Genomic DNA, 15554 nt, shown 5'->3' with positions numbered 1-15554 from the left:
TGGCCCGGATGCGGTGATCAGTAGGCCGCTTCGACGAACTCCATGAGGGCGCCCGAACGGCGCTCGAACAGCACGGCACCGATCGCCAAGCCCACCGCGAAGACGACGACGCCGGTGACGATTCCGGAGACGAGGGCCACCCCCGCGTAGCTCGGATCGCCGGTGACGGCGAGCCACGCCCACCAGAGGGTCGGGATGCTGACGACGAGGGCACCGAGCATGACCAGCGCCTGCCCGGCGAGACCGGCGGAGCCGGTGCGCTGCGGCTGCTGGAACGGGCTGTCTCCCGGTCGCGATACGGCATAGGGCGCGGCCACCGACGAAATCGAAGACAGGCCCAGGGCGGCGAGGAAGAGGCTCGCCGTCACCCCGATCAGAGCCGGGAGGTGCGCCCAGCGCCCGTTGACGGCGATCGCGAGCGGGATGACGATGGCGAACGCCGGGATGCCGATCACCAGGATCGGCACGAGCCGGCCGACGCGGTCGGAGATGCCACGCACTCCAGAGGCGATGTGCAGCCAGACGGCGGTGGAGTCGTACGCGAGGTCGTTGTGCGGCAGCCAACCGAAGAACAGCGCGATGATCGGCACCGGAACGAGCGCGACGATCTCCGGCGGCACTCCGGCGATGATCAGCGGAACCGTGGCGAGCAGAGCGGCGACGGGCACGACGAGGATGTTCACGCCGTATCGCCGATCGCGCAGCCAGTAGGTGAGGCTCCGGGCCGCGATAGCGCCGGTCGGCGTGCCCGGGGTGACCGAGAACCATCCCATCGTGCCGCGCACACGACCTGCGGTCGGACGATCGATCGTGCGCAGGCTCCGCGCGACGAGTGCGAACCACGCGGCGGTGAGCAGAGCGATCGTGGCGAGTGCGACGGCGACAGCGGTCGCGACCTCCCCGGTCTGCCCGGCGATGGCCGCGCCCGGGAGCCCCCACGCGGCGCCCACCGGGGTGAAGGTGAGTATCCACGCGGCGGCCGCGAGCTGCGACGGCACCCGGTCGCCCCAGTCGAGGGAGGCGAAGAACACGCCGACCGGCAGCACCACGACCAGGAGCGCGAGGATGAACAGCCCGGTCAGTTCGCGCGATCGACGCTCTCCGCCCAGTGCGGCAGCGACCGCCGCACCGACTCGCGCCAGCAGCAGGCAGATCAGAAAACCGAGCAGCGGACCCACGACCGCCCACGCCCCCGCTCCGCGCTCCGCCCACATGACGCCGATGGAGACCGAAATCGCGGCGAGGGCCAGCATGGGAACACTCACGACACTCGCAAGCAGGATGCTGCCGGCCAGCGGGCGGGGTGAGAGGCCGAACGTTACGAACCGCCGCGGATCGAGCGGATCGGAGGCGCCTGAGATCGGCGCCGCGAGGGCGTAGCCGACGGCGATCGCCGAGCCGCCCAGCACCGTCACCACGAACGCCGCGATGGCCGACACCGCGCCGAGCGCGGTGATGCCCCAGCAGACGACCCCGACACCGACGACGATCGCCAGGAAACCGGCGATGGCACGGAACCGTTCTCCGGGCTCGCCGCGGAGCGCACCGAGCAGCAGCGCGAACCTCAGTCGGAGAACGTGTGCAGCCACTCCAGGCCCTCCACCTCGTTCGATCCGCCGGTCAGCTGCAGGAAGCGCTCCTCGAGCGTGCGCTCACCACGGACCTCGTCGACCGTGCCCTCGGCGAGCACCTGGCCCGAGACGATCACCGCCACGCGGGTGCAGACGCGCTCGACAAGTTCCATTCCGTGGCTGGAGAGGAGCACGGTGCCGCCGTGATCGACGTAGGTGGAGAGGATGTCGAGGATGACGCCGCTCGAAACCGGATCGACGGCTTCGAAGGGCTCATCGAGCACGAGCAGGCGCGGCGAATGGATCATGGCTCCCGCCAGCATGACCTTCTTCGTCATGCCGGCCGAGTAATCCGACACCGGTCGCCCGAGCGCAGTCGTCAGGTCGAACGCCCGACCAAGATCGGCCACGCGGCGATCCACCGTCGACGAATCCAGACCGCGCAGCAAGCCGCTGTACGAGAGCAGCTGACGGCCGGTCAGCCGGTCGAACGTGCGGAGCCGGTCGGGAAGCACACCGATCAACCGCTTCGCCTGCCGCGGCTTCGCTCGGGCATCGAGGCCCGCGATCCGTACGCTCCCCGCATCCGGGCGCAGCAGGCCCGCGATCATCGACAGCGTGGTCGTCTTTCCCGCGCCGTTCGGCCCCACCAGTCCGTAGAACGACCCGGCGGGTACGACGAGGTCGATACCGGCGACCGCCATCGTCGCCCCGAAGGACTTGCGCAGCCCCGACACTCGAAGCGCCGGCTCGCCGGCGGCGTCGGCCTCCGCGTCGCGTTCTCTCGCGGCCGGCAATTCGGTCACCTCGGCGGCAGCCACGAAGGTGTCGTCGGATGCGGACTCCTCCGGTTCGGGGAGCGGCACGGGCTCGGGCTCGGGCTCGACGACGGGCTCGGGCTCGGCGACGGGCTCGGGCTCCGCGACGAGCTCTGGCTCAGGCTCAGGCTTAGGCTCCACGACGAGCTCAGGCTCCACGACGAGCTCAGGCTCCACGACGAGCTCAGGCTCCACGACGAGCTCTGGCTGTGGCTCGGGCTCAACGACAGGGTCCGGCTCCACGATCGGCTCGAGCTCCGGCTCGACGAGCGTTTCGGACTCGACCGCCGGTACCGCCTCGGCCGGGTTTTCCTCGGCTGGGCCCGGAACGGTGACGCGATCGAGGCGTTGAATCTCGACCGTGTCGTCCGGCTCGAGCTCGGGCTCGGGCTCGGGCTCACGCTCCGCCTCCACCAGCGCCGGCGTCGCGACGGCCGCGACGACTGCCGCAGGCAAGGGAGGAAGCGGCGGACGCGGGGGAAGCGGCGGACGCGGTGGGATCACGAAGGCATCGACGGGTGTCGACGGCGCATCCGCATCCGCATCCGACGGTGCGACTGTCACCGCATCGCCCGGCCCGTCAACGCTCTCCGCCGGCGCGTCTGCGGCCACGGGGGCGGGCGCGGCAACAGGAGCGGAGTCGTTCGCAACGACCGGCTCATCGACGACCGCGTCGACGTTCGCCACGGATGCTGCGGCCGCAGGACGAGTCGCGGGCGTGCGCGGAGCGGCGGGCTTCTTCGTGGCGGCAGCGGGGCGCTTCGTTGCCGCGGGACGCTTGGGCGCGGGCTTCTTGGCACTCGCGGCGGCCGCGCCGGTGCGCGGGGTGCGAGCCGGAGCCCGACCGCCCGCGGCGGGGGTTCGCGGAGCACGCGGGGCGGCTTTCTTCCTCGGCTCCGGGGCGGCCGGAGCCGCCTCGGATTCGACACCCGGAACGCTCGGCGAAGCGGCCGAATCATCGGTCGTTGGCACGTCGGGGCCGGGAGTGGAATCGCTCACCGGTCCACGGTACCAACCTCGTCTGACACGTCCGTGTGCCGCCGCGACGATCGTCGTCCATTGTCACGAAACGGCAACGATAGCCACAGTTTCCACAGATTGCGGGGGTGCCCCGGTCGTTTACCAGGGCCTCTCGCTACCATGACAGAGGCACAAGGGGGTGTCTCGTCGGTGAACCGACCATGAACTTCCAGACTCCAGGAGCATCACATGCGACTTCAAACCGTCATTCTCGCCGCAGGAATGGGCTCGAGACTCGGCCGCAGCCTGCCCAAGCCTCTCACCGAGCTGAGCGACGGACGCAGCATCATGCGCCAGCAGCACGACAACATCCGCGCCGCGTTCGGTGACGACGCACGCATCACAACCGTCGTCGGCTACCGCGCCGAGACCATCGTCGACGCCTTCCCCGACGCCGACTACGTCTACAACGAGCGCTACGACCAGACGAACACGTCCAAGAGCCTGCTGCGCGCGCTTTCGGCCACGGGCCGTGCCGGTGTTCTGTGGATGAACGGCGATGTCGTCTTCGACCCGCGCGTGCTGGGACGTGCCACCGAGCTCATCGAGCGCGAGCAGTCGTTCGTGACCGTCAACACCTCCAAGGTGAGCGACGAAGAGGTCAAGTACACGGTCACCGCCGAGGGCTTCATCAACGAACTCTCCAAGACCGTCCGCGGCGGCATCGGCGAGGCCGTCGGCATCAACTACATCTCACGCCGCGACAAGCGCGCGTTCATGCACCACCTCACGCGGGTCGGTGACCAGGATTACTTCGAGCGCGGCCTCGAACTGGCGATCCAGCACGACGGCCTCCTGCTGGAGCCGCTCGATATCTCCGACCTCTACGCGGTCGAGGTCGATTTCGCAGAAGACCTCGAGCGGGCCAACTTCTACGTCTGAGTCGCGTTCGGCGCAAGCCCGGCGCTCCCCCAGGACCGGTGCCTAGGATCACTCGGGTGACCCGCAAAGTTCATCGGATCCATTCGCTTCCCGAAGACGCCCCGTGGACCGGCGGCCTCCCGCCGCAGGGTTCCGCCGAGCATCCCCTGACGGTGCGCGCACTCGACCGGGTACTCGCGGTGCAGCGGCCCGTCGTGCTGGCGCACCTCCGAAGCCTGCGGCTGCGGCATCCGGATGCCGCGACGGTCGACATCGTTCGGATGCTGGAACGCCGGTACCTCGCCGCGGTGACGACCGGCGGCGCCGCCGTCGGCGCGACCGCGGTCGTTCCGGTGATCGGGACGGGGGTGACGCTGGCGCTCAGCGGCGCCGAGACGCTCGGCTTCCTCGAGGCGACCACGCTCTTCGCGCAATCGGTCGCCGAGGTGCACGGCATCGCGGTGGAGAACCCCGATCGCGCTCGAGCACTGGTGCTGACACTGCTGCTCGGCAAAGAGGGCATCGACCTCGTCTCCCAGCTCGCCCGGCAGGCGAGCGGCCATGGCCCCGGTCGTGACGCGTACTGGGGTGAACTGATCACCAAGACGCTCCCCCGCGCCGCGATGGGGCCGCTGGTCGACCGCCTGAAGACATCGTTCGTGCACCGCTTCGCCGCGAAGGGCGGCGCCTCCTTCCTCGGTAAAGCGCTGCCGTTCGGGGTGGGCGCCGCGGTCGGCGGCGCCGGCAACCACATCCTCGGCCGTCGCGTGATCACGACGGCGCGACAGGCGTTCGGGATGCCGCCGCTGACCCTCCCCGCAGAACTCGAACCGCTGCCGGGAGCATCGCCGATCGAGCGCATCGCCGGGACCGGGATCGTTCGGGCCGGCGGCGCGGTCGTGGGTGCGGTGGGCGCCGTCGCACGCGGGGCGGGCAGGGCGGCACGCGGTGTCGGTTCCGCGCTGGGACGCGGGCACGAGAACGGCGACGACGACACGGATGCCGATCCCGACGCGGACTCCGCCGCATCCGGAACGTCCGCGCCCTAAGCGTCGGCGTCGAGCTCCGCCTCGTCCTCGCCCTCATCGGGTACACGCGCGTTCCACGTCTCCCACTCGTCCATGAGGCCGTGGATAGCGGCGTGGAAGCGTGCGGTCGGCGCGCCCGGCGAGGTGTCGCCGAAGTAGTGCTCGACCCAGTACGCGAGGCGCGATATGGCCTCCGGGTCGTCCAGAACGCGATCGGTCTGCGCGATGACGTCCGCGGCGGCATCCGCATCCAACCAGTCGCACGCGGACAGGTAGCCGTGCGTGTCGACGAGCGCCGCCGGATGTGCGGGGCGCGTGATCATCAGCGGACGATCCGCCGCCAGACGGTCGTAGACCATTGCGGAGATGTCGACGATCGCGACATCCGCCGACGCGAGTTGCCACCCGAGATCCGGGCCGTCGTCGAACACGTGCTGCGCGGCGGGGTCTGCGGCGTTCGCCGCCGCGATCGCCGCGATGATCCGTGCGTTCGCCGCACCGTATTGTGCGTCGACGACACCGCTCCGCGGATGGGGGCGATAGATCAGACGATGCCGGGGGGAGGCGAGGAGCGTCGCCGCGAGCGCTTCACCGTGTGACACGATCGAGCCGTAGAGCGCGGACGGCCGGTCGCCCTCCCAGGTCGGGGCGTACAGCACCACCGTGCGATCGTCGGGCGTGTAGGGCAGCGCGCCCGAGTAGTGGTCCGCCTGCGGACGCCCGATGGGGATGGCCCGCGTGTCGAGGTCATAGTCCCAGAGCACTCGCGACAGGCGCTCGCGCGCCGCATCTCCGGCGATCAAGGCGTAGTCGTACGCCTTGAACTGGTTCGTGGTCATGTACATCTTGTCGGACTCGCCGTGGTTGATGAACACGTGCCAGCGACGCCCGTATCGGAACATCTGGAAGTTGCGGGTGTTCTGATTCACGTACAGGACCACCCGGATGTCTTGGGTGGCGACGTAGCGCTCGAGGTCGCGAACGGTCGGCACGAAGGCCACCGGCAGGCCCGATTCTTCGACCAGCGCGCGCGCGCCCGTGGCCACGCGGCTCAGCACGACGACCGGCCAAGTCTCGGCGAGTTCGGCGAGCGGTTTGTACCACTGACGCATCTGGTACATGTTCACCGCGCCGTCGGCGAAGTACACGGCGACCTGGTAGCGACCGGTCGGATGCGGGTTCGCCGCGAGCCGCCGACGAACCTGCTGCACCGCCCGACGATTGTCGAGGGCCTTCCGGAGGAGTCCTGAGGCGGCGCGAAGATCCGATGCCCATCCCATGCCTCCAGCCTAACTTCCGGGGTCGCATGGGATGATCGAGGGATGCATGCGAACGCCGGTGGAGCCGCGGACGCGCCCGTCCCCGACTCCGCGGCCGGCGTGTCGTTCGTCATGCCGGTGCTCAACGAGATCGCCTATCTCGAACGCGCCGTACGCACTGTTCTCGAGCAGGATGTTCCCGGGCCCATGGAACTGATCCTCGCCCTGGGCCCGTCGTCCGACGGCACGACCGGGCTCGCGCGGCGTCTCGCCGCCGACGACGACCGCATCGTGATCGTCGAGAACCCCGAGGCCGACATCCCGACCGGGTTGAATCTCGCGATCGCGCGCAGCACCCTGCCGACGATCGTTCGGGTGGATGCGCATTCCGAACTGGCTCCCGGCTACACGGTGCGCGCGCTGCAGACGCTCGCGCGGGTCCGCGCCGCGAACGTCGGTGGCGTCATGCGGGCCGACGGACGCGCGCCGTTCCAGCGCGCCGTCGCGCGCGCCTACAACTCCCGGTTCGGTCTCGGAGGCGGGGCGTATCACGGTGGCACGCGCGAGGGCGAGGCCGAGTCGGCCTACCTCGGGGTGATGCGCCGCGTGGTGCTCGACGAGGTCGGCGGCTTCGACGAGTCGCTCCGTCGGGGCGAGGACTGGGAGCTCAACCTCCGCATCCGCCGTGCCGGCTACCGGGTCTGGTTCGATCCGGAACTCGCCGTCACGTACTGGCCGCGCGAGAGCTGGCTGCGGCTCGCCCGTCAGTTCCGCGCGACCGGCGCCTGGCGCGGAGAACTCGTGCGCCGGTACGGACGCCGCAACTCGCTGCGATTCTTCGCGCCTCCCGTGCTCGTGCTCGCGGTCGCTGCGAGCATCCTCGTCGGTGTGTTGCAGGCCACCGGGGTGGTGTCCGGTGTGGGCGCGGTCGCCGCATCCGTCGTCTACCTGCCGGTCGCCGCCTATCTGGTGCTGATCGTGGCGGTCGCCGCGGGTCCCGGCGGAGGCCGCGGATGGCGCGACAAGCTGTGGACCCTCGCGGTCCTGCCCACGATGCACCTGGCGTGGGGCGCGGGCTTTCTCGTCGGAGCGCTCTCCGGCGCGCACGACACCGTCGACACGTCCCGGCTCGGCACGCGCAACACCCCGCTTCCGTGAGCAGGCGGGCCCGGATCAGCGGTCGAGGAACCCCTGATCCAGGATGCGGTCGACGACGCGCTCCGCTGCCCGGCCGTCCTCGCGCGCGTTGAACCGCTCCTGCCAGCGACGGTAGCGCGCCGCCACCCCCGCATCCGGCTCCGCGGCGAGCGCCGCCGTCAGCTCCGCCTGGGTCCGCACGAGCGGACCGGGAGCATAAGTCTCGAGGTCGAAGTAGAAGCCGCGGAGCTCTCCGCGATAGTGCTCGAGGTCCGGCACCAGCAGGTACACGGGCTTACCCGTGACGGTGAAATCGAACATGACGGACGAGTAGTCGGTGATGAGCGCGTCCGCCGCGAGCAGCAGTTGGGACGTGTCGGGGAAGCCCGTCACGTCGATCACGCGCGCACCCGTCGCGTCTTCGCCCGGCAGCAGCGTGCGCGAATGGCCCCGAACGAGCACCATCGCGCCGGTGTCGGCGGCTAGACGCGCGGCATCGACGAAGTCGACGATCTGCTCACGGTCGTCGCGCCAGGTGGGTGCGTACAGGAGCACGCGTTCGCCCGGGTCGATGCCGAGCCGGCGCCGCGCATCACTGCCGTCTTCCGTCGACAGCACGTCGTTGCGCGGATAACCCTCGACCCAGATGGGGCGTCCGAGGAACGCGTACGCCTTCTTCAGGATGCCCGCCGCGTACGGGTTCTGGGCGAGCAGCACGTTCCACCGCCGCGCTTCGCGGATGACGGCGACGGCGCGGCGCGGGTCGAAGCCCGGGCGGTGCAGTGCGAGCCGCTTGAGCGGAGTGCCGTGCCAGGTCTGCAGCACGATCTGCCCGGGCCGGCGCACGAAGCGTCGGCGGAGCCAGTCGTTGACGACGAGCAGTCGCGCCGCTCCCCGCGCACGCCACCACTCGGGGCTGCCCTCGACCACCGGGATCGCCCCTTCCGGAACGGCGACCGAGTGATCGACGACGCTCCAGTAGCGCACCAGCCCCGGTATGCGGCGGCTCAGCTCGCGGTCGATCGCCAGCGGGTTGCAGCTCGCGTTGCGACCGTAGAAGCTCTCGAAGAAGACGGCGTTCTCGCGCGGCTCGTGCGCCGTCGCGTAACGCCGCTCGAGCGCCGCCTGCCCTTCGCCGGAGTCGTAGGCCGGATCGACCGGCGGCCCGATGCGCAGCGACCATCCGTCGAGCGACGCACGGACGTCCGGCATCAGCGCGACCGGCAATGCATCCGGCACCCGCACGTCACTCGCCTCGCCCCGCTCGATCTCGAGACGGTACGTTCCCGTCGGCAGCGGAAGCACCTCGCCGCCCCAGCGGGAGGCGGCGAGCGGCAACGTCGCCGTCCAGCCGGCGTCGGTCGGTGCGACCCGGCCGGCCACCCGGGCACGCGGGCCGATGAGCGAAACCGCGGCCGGCGCCGGCCCCGTCCCGAGGAGTTCGAGAGCGGACGCGCCGCTCGTGGACCATCGGGCGCTCGTCATTCGGTGTCCTCCCCGGACCGCTCTCGGCCCGCCTTCGGGTCGATGCTGTCGACGATCGCACGATACACGCGCTGCGCATTGCGCCCGTCGCGGTATGCGTGCACCCGCGCATCGAGCGTCCGCGACCGCGTCAGGCGTTCGGTCGGGTCGAGCAGCGTCGCCTCGATTTGAGCGAGGGTCTCGGTCCAGGTCGTCGCCCAGTCGTCGCCGGCGACGTCGCGATACGTCCCGTAGAAGCCGCGCTGCTCGGCGTACGTGTCGACATCCGGAGCGAAGAAGACCACCGGAAGCGGCACCAGCGATGCATCGAACGCGAGCGACGAGTAGTCGGTGACGAGCAGGTCGAGCCCCGGGAGCAGCGGGGTCACGTCGTTCACGACGTCGCTTCCGAGCATCCGGATGCGGCCGCTCGGCGCCGACGGCCGGTACTCCCCCGCACCCAGCGGGTGCGAACGCACGAGCAGCACCGCGTCGCGCGCCGCCAGCGTCTGCTCGATCGCCGTCCACTCCGTCGCCGACGGGATCGCCGGGTCGAGGTCGCCGTCACGCCACGTGGGTGCGTACAGGATCAGCGCGGCGTCCGCATCCGCGCCGGTGAGGTCGACGATGCGCGCACGCGCACGGGTCCGACGCTCGTCGGCGGTGCCCCTCGAGAGCACATCGACGCGCGGCTCGCCGAGCACCCGCACGCGGGAATCGGGAAGGGAGAACGCGGACTCCAGCCGGCCCCGCACGAGGTGCGACGCAGCCGGCAGCAGCGTGATGCGCCGCGTCGCGGAGCGGTACATCGCCGCCAGCCCCGCACGCACCAGGCGTGACGACGGGAGGATGCTGCTGCGCACCGTCGCCGGCGAGTCGATACCGATGCGCTTGAGCGGGATGCCATGCCACAGCTGGGCGATGAACGCACCGGAGACGGCGTACCGGTTCACATCGCCGAAACCGTGCGTGACGATCACGACGCGCGCGCGGGCCGTTCGCCAGAAGCCGCGGAGCGAGGTCTTCCGAACCGCGGGAATGCCGCGCCTGGCTGCCTCGCGCGCCTGATCGGGGCCGTCGACGAGCCACACCGCGCGAGCTCCGGCCGCGTGCGCTTCATCCCACACGGCGAGCGCCCCGTCGGCGATGCCGACTGCGCATCCGAAGACCCATTCGTCCGCCGACCGCGGCACGACCGCGGTGATGACGCGGGCCGCGGCGTACAGCGGGATCGCGAGGAGCTTCCTCGCGTTCCCGTCACCGAACGAGAAGGACGCCACCTCGCGAGCCTATCGCGAGGTGGCGTCCTGCCTTCCGGATGCGTCGTGCGCCTCCGGAGGCGTCCTGCCCGTCCGGGTGCTTACTGAAGCGTGCCGAGGGTGACGTCGGCCGTGCGGGTCTCACCGTCGCGCACGTACGTGAGCGTGATGTCGGACCCGCCGGCGGCGGCGCGCACCTGCGCCGTCAGATCGATCGCGTCACCGATCGGCACGTCGCCGACCCGCGTGACGATGTCGCCGGATTGCAGCCCGGCCGCGGCGGCAGCGCCGTCCGGGCTGACCTCCGAGATCGACGCGCCCTCGATCGTGGCACCGCGCATGCTGGCGGCATCCTGAACCGTCGCCCCGAGCAGGCCATGCGTGGCCGACCCGGAATCGATGATCTCGTTCGCGACGCGCTCGGCGATGTTCGAGGGGATGGAGAAGCCGACGCCGATGTTGCCGGACTGGCCCGAGCTCGTGCCCCCCGACGAGGCGATGGCCACGTTGATACCGATCAGCTTTCCTTCGTCGTCGACCAACGCCCCACCGGAGTTACCGGGGTTGATGGCGGCATCCGTCTGGATGACCGAGATCTTGATGGTCGTCGAGGACTGCGTGGTCTGCCCCTGGCCCTGACCGAAGTCGAACTGGAACGGGCTCTCGCTCTGTCCGTTCTCGTTGCTGTCGCCCTGGCCGCTGTCGCCTTCGGATGCGTCGTCCGGCGCCGCCGAAGACGCGATCTCGATCGAGCGGTTGAGCGCGCTCACGATTCCCGTGGTCACGGTGTTGTCGAGGCCGAGCGGAGCACCGATGGCGATCGCGTTGTCGCCGACGTTCAGGTTGCTCGAGTCGGCGAACTCGATCGGCGTGAGGCCGGAGGCATCCGTGAGCTTGATCACCGCGAGATCGTAGGTGGGGTCGGTGCCGACGACCGTCGCGCTGTAGACCTTGCCGTCCGACGTGCTCACCGAGAGCGTCGGGTTGGAGGTCTGCCCGTCGAGGGTCACGACGTGGGTGTTCGTCAGTACGTAGCCGTCGTCGGAGAGGATGACACCGGAACCCGTTCCGGCACCGCTCGTCGACGTCGCACTGATCGTGACGACGCTCGGCACGACCTTCGCGGCGACGCCGGTGACGGCGTTCACGTTGGTGGTGTCGTTCACCGTGACGACGGACGGGCTGCTGGCGGCCGATTCGGTCGTTCCGCCCCAGAGGCTCGTGCCGGCGTAGGTTCCGCCGAGCCCGGCGGCACCGCCGACGATGGCCGCAGCGAGCAGCAGGCCGACCGTGCGACCGGCCGTGCTCTTCTTACGCGCGGCAGGCGCCGCGGGCGTGGAGTCGGCGATCGGAAGGGTGGGGCCGGTCTGGGCGGCAGGACCGAAGGACTGACCCGCCTGGCCGGGCGTCTGACCGGCGTACTGCTGCGGACCCTTCGGGGTCGGGGCAGGGAAGGCGGCCGGATACGGGGGGCGCGGCGGCACAGGCTGCGCAGCGCCGGACGGCGACGCCACCGACTGCGGCGCGACGGGCGCCTCGGGGCGCGGCGGCACGGGCGGCTGGGCGGCGGCCGGGGTCGAAGCCGGAACATCGGTCCCGGCGGCGGGAGCGGTCGGGCTCGCGTTCTGGGCGGAGGAGTCGGCGGCGGCGTCGACGGATTCGGGGCGTTCGCCCTCGGTGTCACTCATGATTGCTCCTTCTGGCAGGCAAGATCCACTGTGGCGGGGGTGTCTGTGCGTTGCCTATGCCGAGAATGGGACGACCCTATGCGACTAACCTGTGTCGAATGCGAACCCCGAGCGGTACGTGGCGACGCGTCGCCGCGGGTGCGGGCCTCGTCGGCCCCGACGGAAAGACAGCCCCCACCATCTTCGCCGAGATGAGTGCCCTGGCGGCCGAAACCGGCGCGGTGAACCTCGGGCAGGGCTTTCCTGACGAAGACGGACCGGCGGCCGTGCGGGAAGCCGCCCGCGACGCGATCTCGGCGGGCGCGAACCAGTACCCGCCGGGCCGGGGCATCCCCGATCTGCGCCTCGCGATCTCCGAGCATCAGCAGCGGTTCTACGGGTTGACAGCCGACCCCGACCGAGAAGTTCTCGTCACCGCTGGAGCGACCGAGGCACTGGCCGCGACGATCCTCGCTCTGATCGACGGCCCTGACGACGAGGTCGTCGTCTTCGAGCCCTTCTACGACGAGTACGCGGCCGTCGTGGCCCTCGCGGGCGCACGGCTGGTCGCCATCCCGCTGCGCTGGCCCGATTTCCAGCCCGACCTCGATGAGTTGCGCGCGGCGGTCACCGATCGCACCCGGCTCATCATCGTCAACGATCCGCACAATCCCACCGGCACGGTCTTCGCCGACGAGGTGCGCCACGAGATCGCTCGTCTCGCCGATCGGCACGACGCGATCATCGTGACCGATGAGGTCTACGAGCACCTCGTGTTCGACGGTCGCACGCACGTTCCGATCGCCACGATCCCCGAGGCCGCGCCGCGCACCGTGACCATTTCGTCCGCCGGCAAGACGTTCGCCGCCACGGGCTGGAAGATCGGCTGGGCGACGGGTCCGGCGGAACTCATCGACGCCATCCTCACGGTCAAGCAGTTCCTGACCTACGTGAACGGCGCCCCGTTCCAGCCCGCGATCGCGGTCGGTCTGCGACTCGGCGACGACTTCTTCGCCGGCATCGCCACGACCCTGCAGCGCAAGCGCGATCTGCTTCTGTCGGGGCTCACGGAGGCGGGCTTCGGCGTTTCCCGGCCCGGTGGCTCGTACTTCGCGGTGGCGGATGCGGCGCCCCTCGGTGCGACCGATGCGCACGAGTTCTGCCGCGCGCTGCCCGCGCGGGCCGGGGTGGTCGCCATCCCGCTCACCGCGTTCGTGCTGCCCGCGCACCGCGCGGAATACGCGACACTCGTCCGTTTCGCCGCGTGCAAACGAGAAGACGTCCTGGCCGAAGCCGCTCGCCGCCTCGCCACCCTGCGCTGACCTCGCCCGCCGCCGCGCGCCGTTCGGTTCTCGCCTCGCGCGCTACTTTTCTGCTCCCGCGCTTCAGATCTGTGGCGCGGGAGCAGAATAATGGCGCGCGCCGAACTGGCCCCATGAGCGGCGCACCTCGAGCGGCTCACGGGTGAGCGCTGAGCGCGGGGTCGTGGGTCACGACTTGGGGCGCACCTCGTAGCGCCGCAGCGCCAACGCGGGATTGAGGCGACGGATGCGGTCGAGCTCGCCCGCATCCAGCACCGCCACCGCGACACCGGTCGCCGTGCCGATCGTGGCGAGCGCGACGCCCTGCGGATCGATGATGGTCGACCCGCCCACCCCGAGGGGCGGCGGATGATCGGCCGCGGCGACGTAGGCGGTGTTCTCGATGGCCCGAGCATGGAGCAGTGTCGTCCACTGCGCTTCCTTCAACGGGCCGCGCACCCACTCCGCCGGCACCAGGAAGGCCTGGGCACCCGCGTCGACCAACCGTCGGGCCGCCTCGGGGAACCGTAGGTCGTAGCAGGTCATGATCCCGAGGGCGATGCCGTCGACGGTGAACACCTCGGGCTCATCGAGCGCCCCGGGAGCGATCCACTCCGACTCCCGCTGCCCGAAGGCGTCGTACAGGTGCTGTTTGCGGTACCGCGCGAGCACCCCGGATCCGTCGACCGCGACGACGGTGTTGTGCACGCGCCGCCCATCATCGGCCGCCTCGACGAGTCCCGCGACGACGGTGATGTCATCACGGGCAGCGATGCGCGCGAGGCGACGTGTGAAGGGACCGTCGACGGCCTCCGCGTGAGCACGCAGGTCGTGGTCGAAGGGATCGGTGAAGTAGCTCGCATACTCGGGGAAGACGACGACCCGCGCCCCCCGCTGTGCAGCGTCGGATGCGAGCGCGTCGATCGCCTCGAGGTTCGCTGCGCGGTCCGCCGTGGGAGCGAACTGGGCGACCGCAAGAACGAGAGTCATCCGCACATCCTCCCGCGTCGGCGGATGCGGCGGCAACCGCGGAATAACACCGATCCCGGTCTCGATTGGACGAGTCCCGAAACCCATGCTAGGTTTATCTCTTGTGCCGCGGGGTGGAGCAGTTCGGTAGCTCGCTGGGCTCATAACCCAGAGGTCGCAGGTTCAAATCCTGTCCCCGCAACAAAAGAAAGGCCCCGGATCCTCGTGATCCGGGGCCTTTCGCATGCGCGAGGTCCGCGACATCCGACTTCTCCGACGACGTCTCGCCTAGCGAACGCCTGGCCTGCCGGACCGTGATCGTCTTGCGGCGGGATGCCGGTGTGCACGCGGTGAGATGTCCAAAGGCTCGCACTCCAGCACGCCATACGACGTCCCCCAAACGTCCCACAGACGACGCAGCAGGAAGTTCTTAAGGTGGCTCGAGGTACGGGGCCGCACAAGACAGGGGGGCGACATTGGTCGTGTATTCGGTTGATCCGGAGGCGCTGCGCGCTGCGGCGGGTCAGGTGCAGGCGACATCCGATCGGACGGACTCTCCGCAGTGGGCCGTAGACGGGAATCTGGGGCACCCGGGGCTCGCTGAGGCGGCGAGTGCTTTCGCGGCGAAGTCGTCAGACGCCTGGGCGGCGCATTCGGAGGAGCTGGAAAGCATTGCTCAGCGGCTTCGGTCGAGTGCGGAGATCTACGAACGCGCGGATATCGACGCTGTTCCTGAGGGCGATGTCCTCGATGACTGAACTGGGTCAGACCACAGATCCCGTGGCCCTCATTCCCGGATCGGCGGATGCGGCGAACCAGACCGCGGCAACGTGGTGGGCCGCTGCGGACACCGCTAGCACCGTGGCGGAGGAGATCCTGGGGGTGGCGACGCCCGAGTCGTGGACGGGTGACTCGGCAGACGGATTCGGGCAACGACGCACCGTCACCGGAAACGCATGGGGCGACTTGTCGACCGCCCTTACGGCCGCCGCCGACGCCATGTCCGGGTACGCGCAGGCGCTCGCCTGGGCGCAGCAGCAAGCACAGGAAGCCATCTCTCTGTGGGAGAACCTCAGCAAGCGACGGCGGAGTTCTTCAGCGCTCGGAAGACCCAGGAGCGCCTGGCCGGCCCCACTGTCGTCCTCCCCATAGGGTCGACGGCGGAGCCTCTCTTCGCACCCAGGCACACCAACTGCTGGT

Annotated in this window: 12 protein-coding genes and 1 tRNA gene; 6 read left to right on the top strand and 7 right to left on the bottom strand. The window is 70.1% G+C overall.

The window, feature by feature from the left end:
* Nucleotides 1-17 precede the first annotated feature (17 nt).
* Both LMI96_RS01145 and LMI96_RS16250 read right to left on the bottom strand, forming a co-directional pair.
* Nucleotides 18-1589 carry a hypothetical protein gene (locus tag LMI96_RS01145; RefSeq protein WP_228360175.1) on the bottom strand — a complete coding sequence of 524 codons (1572 nt, stop codon included), beginning with the start codon at nt 1587-1589 and terminating at the stop codon, nt 18-20.
* Nucleotides 1565-3388: an ATP-binding cassette domain-containing protein gene (locus LMI96_RS16250; RefSeq protein ID WP_308015739.1), complete on the bottom strand. Its 1824-nt coding sequence runs from the start codon at nt 3386-3388 to the stop codon at nt 1565-1567. Before LMI96_RS16250 ends, LMI96_RS01145 begins: the two co-directional genes overlap by 25 nt.
* A gap of 210 nt (nt 3389-3598) precedes the next feature.
* Here LMI96_RS16250 and LMI96_RS01135 point away from each other — a divergent pair, with 210 nt between their 5' ends.
* On the top strand, nt 3599-4291 hold the full coding sequence (locus tag LMI96_RS01135) for an NTP transferase domain-containing protein (protein ID WP_228360174.1): 693 nt from the start codon (nt 3599-3601) through the stop codon (nt 4289-4291).
* A gap of 56 nt (nt 4292-4347) precedes the next feature.
* On the top strand, nt 4348-5319 hold the full coding sequence (locus LMI96_RS01130) for a hypothetical protein (protein ID WP_228360173.1): 972 nt from the start codon (nt 4348-4350) through the stop codon (nt 5317-5319).
* On the opposite strand, the gene LMI96_RS01125 is transcribed toward LMI96_RS01130, so the two are convergent.
* The gene (locus LMI96_RS01125) at nt 5316-6578 is read right to left on the bottom strand and encodes a CDP-glycerol glycerophosphotransferase family protein (protein ID WP_228360172.1); all 1263 of its coding nucleotides are present in this window, start codon (nt 6576-6578) and stop codon (nt 5316-5318) included. The genes LMI96_RS01130 and LMI96_RS01125 overlap by 4 nt on opposite strands.
* 42 nt (nt 6579-6620) lie before the next feature.
* Here LMI96_RS01125 and LMI96_RS01120 point away from each other — a divergent pair, with 42 nt between their 5' ends.
* Nucleotides 6621-7715 (top strand): glycosyltransferase family 2 protein, encoded by a 1095-nt coding sequence (locus tag LMI96_RS01120; protein WP_228360171.1) that lies wholly within the window; start codon nt 6621-6623, stop codon nt 7713-7715.
* 15 nt (nt 7716-7730) lie between these two features.
* Here LMI96_RS01120 and LMI96_RS01115 read toward each other — a convergent pair whose 3' ends face one another.
* From LMI96_RS01115 to LMI96_RS01105, 3 genes are all read right to left on the bottom strand, one after another.
* A complete protein-coding gene (locus LMI96_RS01115) occupies nt 7731-9179 on the bottom strand; it encodes a CDP-glycerol glycerophosphotransferase family protein (protein ID WP_228360170.1) in 1449 nt (482 codons plus the stop codon).
* The gene (locus LMI96_RS01110; protein WP_228360169.1) at nt 9176-10438 is read right to left on the bottom strand and encodes a CDP-glycerol glycerophosphotransferase family protein; all 1263 of its coding nucleotides are present in this window, start codon (nt 10436-10438) and stop codon (nt 9176-9178) included. The genes LMI96_RS01115 and LMI96_RS01110 overlap by 4 nt, the downstream gene beginning before the upstream one ends.
* A gap of 80 nt (nt 10439-10518) precedes the next feature.
* Nucleotides 10519-12105 (bottom strand): trypsin-like peptidase domain-containing protein, encoded by a 1587-nt coding sequence (locus LMI96_RS01105; protein WP_228360168.1) that lies wholly within the window; start codon nt 12103-12105, stop codon nt 10519-10521.
* A 98-nt stretch (nt 12106-12203) separates the two neighbouring features.
* Here LMI96_RS01105 and LMI96_RS01100 point away from each other — a divergent pair, with 98 nt between their 5' ends.
* Nucleotides 12204-13406: a pyridoxal phosphate-dependent aminotransferase gene (locus tag LMI96_RS01100; RefSeq protein ID WP_228360167.1), complete on the top strand. Its 1203-nt coding sequence runs from the start codon at nt 12204-12206 to the stop codon at nt 13404-13406.
* Between the two features lie 168 nt (nt 13407-13574).
* On the opposite strand, the gene LMI96_RS01095 is transcribed toward LMI96_RS01100, so the two are convergent.
* Nucleotides 13575-14375 (bottom strand): carbon-nitrogen hydrolase family protein, encoded by an 801-nt coding sequence (locus tag LMI96_RS01095; RefSeq protein ID WP_228360166.1) that lies wholly within the window; start codon nt 14373-14375, stop codon nt 13575-13577.
* Nucleotides 14376-14482: 107 nt separating this feature from the next.
* On the opposite strand from LMI96_RS01095, the gene LMI96_RS01090 reads away from it, so the two are divergent.
* Nucleotides 14483-14556 (top strand) — tRNA-Met (locus LMI96_RS01090).
* Between the two features lie 548 nt (nt 14557-15104).
* Nucleotides 15105-15506, top strand: a complete 402-nt coding sequence (locus LMI96_RS01085) for a putative T7SS-secreted protein (RefSeq protein WP_228360165.1) — start codon at nt 15105-15107, stop codon at nt 15504-15506.
* Nucleotides 15507-15554: the final 48 nt, after the last annotated feature.

The organism is Microbacterium sp. cx-59, from assembly GCF_020805625.1.
Taxonomy (GTDB): Bacteria; Actinomycetota; Actinomycetes; order Actinomycetales; family Microbacteriaceae; genus Microbacterium.
This window is presented reverse-complemented; position numbering and strand designations above follow the sequence as displayed.

Coding starts and splice junctions, on each gene's coding strand:
- LMI96_RS01135 (WP_228360174.1), top strand. CDS start 3,599: ATGCGACTTCAAACCGTCATTCTCGCCGCAGGAATGGGCTCGAGACTC.
- LMI96_RS01125 (WP_228360172.1), bottom strand. CDS start 6,578: ATGGGATGGGCATCGGATCTTCGCGCCGCCTCAGGACTCCTCCGGAAG.
- LMI96_RS01120 (WP_228360171.1), top strand. CDS start 6,621: ATGCATGCGAACGCCGGTGGAGCCGCGGACGCGCCCGTCCCCGACTCC.
- LMI96_RS01115 (WP_228360170.1), bottom strand. CDS start 9,179: ATGACGAGCGCCCGATGGTCCACGAGCGGCGCGTCCGCTCTCGAACTC.
- LMI96_RS01105 (WP_228360168.1), bottom strand. CDS start 12,105: ATGAGTGACACCGAGGGCGAACGCCCCGAATCCGTCGACGCCGCCGCC.
- LMI96_RS01100 (WP_228360167.1), top strand. CDS start 12,204: ATGCGAACCCCGAGCGGTACGTGGCGACGCGTCGCCGCGGGTGCGGGC.
- LMI96_RS01095 (WP_228360166.1), bottom strand. CDS start 14,375: ATGACTCTCGTTCTTGCGGTCGCCCAGTTCGCTCCCACGGCGGACCGC.
- LMI96_RS01085 (WP_228360165.1), top strand. CDS start 15,105: ATGACTGAACTGGGTCAGACCACAGATCCCGTGGCCCTCATTCCCGGA.